At 64.4% G+C, this 5,118-nt stretch carries 6 protein-coding genes; all 6 read left to right on the plus strand.

Going from position 1 to position 5,118, the window contains the following annotated elements; translation table 11 throughout:
• The first annotated feature begins 79 nt into the window (after positions 1–79).
• Positions 80–1,129 carry a branched-chain amino acid ABC transporter permease gene (locus tag AAG801_RS40350; protein WP_341893496.1) on the plus strand — a complete coding sequence of 350 codons (1,050 nt, stop codon included), beginning with the start codon at positions 80–82 and terminating at the stop codon, positions 1,127–1,129.
• On the plus strand, positions 1,113–1,976 hold the full coding sequence (locus AAG801_RS40355; RefSeq protein WP_341893497.1) for an intradiol ring-cleavage dioxygenase: 864 nt from the start codon (positions 1,113–1,115) through the stop codon (positions 1,974–1,976). Before AAG801_RS40350 ends, AAG801_RS40355 begins: the two co-directional genes overlap by 17 nt.
• Before the next feature lie 43 nt (positions 1,977–2,019).
• Positions 2,020–2,283, plus strand: coding sequence for a hypothetical protein (locus AAG801_RS40360; RefSeq protein WP_341893498.1), 264 nt, complete (start codon positions 2,020–2,022; stop codon positions 2,281–2,283).
• 237 nt (positions 2,284–2,520) lie between these two features.
• The gene (locus tag AAG801_RS40365; RefSeq protein ID WP_192195895.1) at positions 2,521–3,234 is read left to right on the plus strand and encodes a winged helix-turn-helix domain-containing protein; all 714 of its coding nucleotides are present in this window, start codon (positions 2,521–2,523) and stop codon (positions 3,232–3,234) included.
• Positions 3,235–4,132: 898 nt separating this feature from the next.
• Entirely contained in the window at positions 4,133–4,729 is a 597-nt protein-coding gene (locus AAG801_RS40370; protein WP_341893499.1) for a hypothetical protein, read from the plus strand.
• A gap of 181 nt (positions 4,730–4,910) precedes the next feature.
• Positions 4,911–5,118: hypothetical protein (locus AAG801_RS40375; RefSeq protein WP_341893500.1), on the plus strand; the 208-nt coding region annotated here is incomplete at its 3' end.

The following is a 5,118-nucleotide window of genomic DNA, read 5'->3' on the forward strand; positions in this document are numbered from 1 at the left end:
TCCTCGCGGTGCTGGTGCTGCGGCCGCAGGGACTGTTTCCGAAGACACGTGGCTGAGGCCCCGAACCATTGAACCGATCATGGCGAACACATATTTCGAGGTGACGTGCAGCACCGCTGCGAGCCGCTGGGCGTTGTGGGTGGCGAGCGCACTCGTGGTTCTGGCGGCCAGCCTTCCCTTCTGGGGCGAGCCGAGCTGGATGCGCGAGTTCGTCGAGATCGCCTGCTACTTCATCTTCGCGATGATGTGGAACCTGCTCGCCGGCTACGGCGGCATGGTCAGCATCGGGCAGCAGGCCTTCTTCGGATTCGGCGGCTACGTGATGCTGATGCTCGGCAACTTCGCGGGCGTGAATCCGTTCGTGGCGATTCCGCTCGGGGCGCTGGCCGCGGCGCTGATCGCGGTGCCGGTGTCTTTCGTGGCGTTCCGGCTGTCGGGCGGCTACTTCGCCATCGGCACCTGGGTGATCGCCGAGGTGTTCCGGCTCAGCTTTGCCAACGTGTCGGCGGTGGGCGGCGGCTCGGGCACCACGCTCACGGCGCTGCGCGGCATCGAGCGCGCCACGCGCGAGAGCGTCACCTACTGGATGGCGCTGGGTTGCGTGGTGGCGGCGGTGTCGCTGGTCTATTTGTTCCTGCGCAGCCGCTTCGGGCTGGCGCTGCTGGCGATCCGCGACAACGAGATGGCCGCCGAATCGCAGGGCATTCCGGTGGCGCGCATGAAGCTCGCGGTGTACGTGGTGGCGGCCTTCGGTGCCGGGCTGGCGGGGGCGCTGTATTTCGTGGGCAACCTGCGCATCAGCCCCGATGCGGCCTTTGCGCCGAACTGGACCGCCTTCGCGATCTTCATGGTCGTGATCGGCGGCATCGGCCGCATCGAAGGACCGCTGGTGGGCGCGCTCGTGTTCTGGGCGCTGAACAAGTTCTTCAGCGACTACGGCACCTGGTACCTGCTCGGGCTCGGGCTGCTGGCCATCGTGGTCACACTCTTCTTCAAGCAGGGGCTGTGGGGCTGGGCGCAGCAGCGCTGGGCCTGGTCCCTGTTCCCGACGCAACGGCGCCTGATGATGCCGCCGCATGCGCTTTCTTCTTCCGACCTGGAGCCCGACGCCCATGCGAAACATCGATGAACACACCATCACCGCCGCCGTGCTCGACCGCATGGCGGGGTGCGAGGACGCGCGGCTGAAAGAAGTGCTGTCGGCGCTCGTGCGCCACCTGCACGACTTTGCGCGCGAGGTGAAGCTGACCGAGGCCGAGTGGGCCGCCGGCATCGACTTCCTCACGGCCACGGGCCAGAAGTGCGATGCGCAGCGCCAGGAGTTCATCCTGCTGTCGGACACCCTGGGCCTGTCGATGCTCACCGTGGCGATGAACCACGCCAAGAGCCCGCAGGCCACCGAGGCCACCGTGTTCGGTCCCTTCCACGTGGCCGACGCACCGCAGCTGCCGTTGGGCAGCGACATCGCGGCCGGCGCGGTGGGCGAGCCGCTGTTCGTGGACGCCACCGTGCGCGGGCGCGACGGCGAGCCCATTGCCGATGCGGTGGTCGATGTGTGGGAGGCCGATGCCGAAGGCTTCTACGACGTGCAGCGGCCCGGCGATCACGCGCAGGGGCGGGCGGTCTTCCGCACGAACGCCGAGGGCCGGCTGTGGTTTCGCGGCGTGGCGCCGGTGGCCTACCCAATTCCCACCGACGGGCCGGTGGGCGCGATGCTGCGCGCGACCCGGCGGCATCCGTGGCGGCCCGCGCATGTGCACTTCATGGTGCAGGCGCCGGGCTACGAGACGCTCATCACGCACGTCTTCCGCGAGGGCGACCCGTACCTCGACAGCGACGCGGTGTTCGGCGTGCGCAGTTCGCTGATCGGCGACTTCGCGGCGCATGCCCCGGGCCGCGCGCCCGACGGCAGCCTGCACGAGGGGCCGTTCCACACGCTGGACTTCGCGTTCGTGCTCGAACCATCCGGGGGTTGATGAGGAGGGTGCCCGCGAACCGTTTCGTCGTTTCGCCGCCTCTATGCAGGTGTCCATCCCCAAGGAGCCCTGCACCATGTGTCCTGTTTCCATCACCTGGCATCTGCTTCGCGGCGCGGGCGCCCTGGCGCTCATCGCGCTGGCGGTGTTGTTGTCGTCCGCGCATCCCTGGATCGTGCCGCCGGCCCTGGTCGGCGCCTTGCTGCTGCTGCGCGGCTGCCCGATGTGCTGGCTCGTCGGGCTGCTCGAAAGGCTGTCTGCGCGCAAGGCGGCCAAGGCGTCCGAGGCCACTTCCCAGAGGGCTTGAGCGCGTTCGGCCTTTGTGAAATGGAAGGCTGATCCGGGATTCCATCGACCCGTGTCGAGGGGCCGACGTCCCTTTAGTGTGAGTTTGTTTGCACCGCATGACAAAAGAACGGAGCTACTTGTTTCCGTTGGTCAATATCGGCACTTTTCCCTATCGACTGTTGATAAACGTTAATACATTCCACTCCATTGTGAGAGGCATGTGGGAGCGATGAAAAGGGAACCGATGGTGGACAGGGTGGAACAGAAAAACGGTCGTGTGGTGGTGCTGACGGACTCCGGCGAAGAGATCGACTGGCTGCGAAGCCGGTTGAAAGACGTCGGATTCAGCCCGTTGTGTGTCGTCAACGAGGAAGACCTGCTCGAGGCTGCGTCGATGCCGGGCGTCGGGCTGTTCCTGCTGATGGGCGAGGCGATGGAGTGCGCGCTGCCGGAGATCCTCTTCGGCATCGGCGCCAGCCGTTCGGCCACGGCGCCGGTGGTCGTGCTGACCCGGTCGCGCGGCGTGCTGGAAACAGCCCGCGTGTCGGTGTTCGACGTCGACGATTTCCTGGTGAACCCCTGGAATGCGGAAGAGGTCGTGGCGCGCGTGTCGTCGCTGTGCGGCACGAAGTCGCTGCGCAGGAACGCCAAGCCGCACGGCCTCTACGGTTTCCAGCTCGTGCGCAGCCGCCTCGCGGTCGAGTACGCGAGCCGCGAAGCCATCATGACGCCGAGCGAATTCGAGATCGCCCGGGTGCTGGTGCGCCACCTCGACACGCCCGTGTCGCGGCAGCAACTGCCCCAGGGGCCCCGATGCAATGGCGAACTGGGGGCCAGCCGGTCGCTCGACGCGCTGGTGTCCCGCGTGCGCAAGAAGCTGGAATTGATCGTGTGCGGCGAATTCCGCGTGCGCTCGCTCTACGGCGTGGGCTACACGCTGGAGCGCGCTCACCACCGGCACGGCAAGTGAGCCGTCGCGGGCATCGCCCGCGGCATCCAAAGGGGTGACGCAAGGTCACCTTAAAAAACAGACGCCCGCCGATCCGCTTTTGGATTGAAGCCGGGCGTCAACAGACCTGTGAATTAATTCCGGTGAGGTGAGCCGGTTCGGACTGACTTGAATTGAATTCAAGCCAATGGCGCAGCCATGTCCGTTTGAATGGAATTGGATTTTGAAAAACCAGCAAAACTAAATTCCATTTGGATCGCCACCGAAACCATTGGCGTACAGGGTTGGAGTCATGGAAATGAAATTCACGATGCCTGATTACACAAGGCTGTGAATTTGTAAATTCAGTTTCGAAGATGCCGAGAAGGGCGTTTTTGAGATCGCTAGAAGCGCCTTGCTTCGCCATCGAAGCCCTGGGGGATCACTGGGTCCAGGTGGGTGGCGAGCTGAAATTATTCAAACACATCAACCACTTGGAGTTGATGCGCCTGTGAAATAGGTCACAGGTCAATTGCAGCTCTATTCGCAATTGATGCGCACGCCCAGATTGCATCGGCATTCACAATTGTTAACTTTGGAAGACTTGCCGTGACATTTTCACGGAACCCAAGGCGATTGAAAGAGGCGGATCACGGAGGCGCGATTGGTTTTGTAAACATTTGGAAAATAATATGAACGTGGTAAATGGCTCATGAATGTGGCTCGCAAAGAGTTCACTTGCGTGAGGTCAAGAGCGGGCATCGGAGGCAGTCGTCGCCGGTGCCGATGTGTCAATGGTGTGCTGCAAGTGGCTGGGAAATGGCGTCGACGCCAATTCGCGAGGCCACAGGTCAAGTCGGTTGATCTCTGTGCTGCCTCGGTCTGGCTTTGAAGTTGTTTTTAGGAGTTGTCTATGTCTATCGGAAGTTCGAATTCATTCATGTCGCCGGCTGTCCGGCTGACCGTTCGCCTCGGCCTGGGGCTCGGCGTGGCCCTGACCCTGGGGTTGGGCGGCCTGGCCGCTGCGCAGGGCACGCAGGTCGCGCCCACGCCCACCGAGGCGGCGCAGAAGAAGACCGTGGCGGTCGTGCTCACGCAAGCCAAGGTCGTCAAGGACGCACAGGGCAAGGAGCAGCTGGTGGCGGCCGATTCGGTCAAGCCGGGCGACGTGCTCGAGTACACGGCCACGTACACCAACCACACGGGCAAGGCCGTCACCGGCCTCGTGGCCAACCTGCCGATCCCCGAAGGCCTCGAGTACCTGCCGAAGACGGCCAAGCCCGGCGCGACGCTGGTCAAGGTTGCGACCAAGGACGGCGCGTTCGCTGCCGAGCCGCTGGCGCGCACCGTCAACGGCAAGTCGGAGCCGGTTCCGTACAACGAATACCGATCGCTGCGCTGGACGCTGGGCCAGCTGCCCGCCAATGGCGTGACCGCGGTGACCGCGCGCGCCAAGGTCGAGGTGGTGGTGCCGCCCGCCCCCGTGGCTGCTGCCGCAGCTGTTGCACCGCTGAAGGTCGCGCGCACCGCGCCCTGAGTTCCCCGCGCTGATGACGGTCGTCGGCGGCACTGAGCTGCCCTGACGACCGGTTCTCTCTTTTTTTCCAAAACCCCGTTGGTTTTTCCATTGCCGGTTTCCGTTCGCGGAAATCCCCGGCCGGGGTGAGTTCGTCCTTTTTTTGACCCTTTTCTGATCCCAACCCCGAGGAGAAAACCAAGTGATTCCTACCTTGTCTGCCCGTCGCACCGGCCCCGCGCCGCGCGCGCTCTGGGCGGGCGCAGCAGCCCTCGCGCTGAGCTTCCTGTTTGGAAGTTCCGGCGCTCTGGCTGCGGCTCCACCCGCCAACACCATCATCGGTAACCAGGCTTCGGCCACCTACCTGGACCCCAACGGCGCCAGCCAACTGGCCACCTCCAACCTCGTGC

Source organism: Variovorax sp. YR752, assembly GCF_943372545.1.

Excerpts from the sequence above, each read along its gene's own strand:
- AAG801_RS40350 (WP_341893496.1), top strand. The coding sequence starts at position 80 with ATGGCGAACACATATTTCGAGGTGACGTGCAGCACCGCTGCGAGCCGC.
- AAG801_RS40370 (WP_341893499.1), top strand. The coding sequence starts at position 4,133 with ATGTCGCCGGCTGTCCGGCTGACCGTTCGCCTCGGCCTGGGGCTCGGC.
- AAG801_RS40360 (WP_341893498.1), top strand. The coding sequence starts at position 2,020 with ATGCAGGTGTCCATCCCCAAGGAGCCCTGCACCATGTGTCCTGTTTCC.
- AAG801_RS40355 (WP_341893497.1), top strand. The coding sequence starts at position 1,113 with ATGCGAAACATCGATGAACACACCATCACCGCCGCCGTGCTCGACCGC.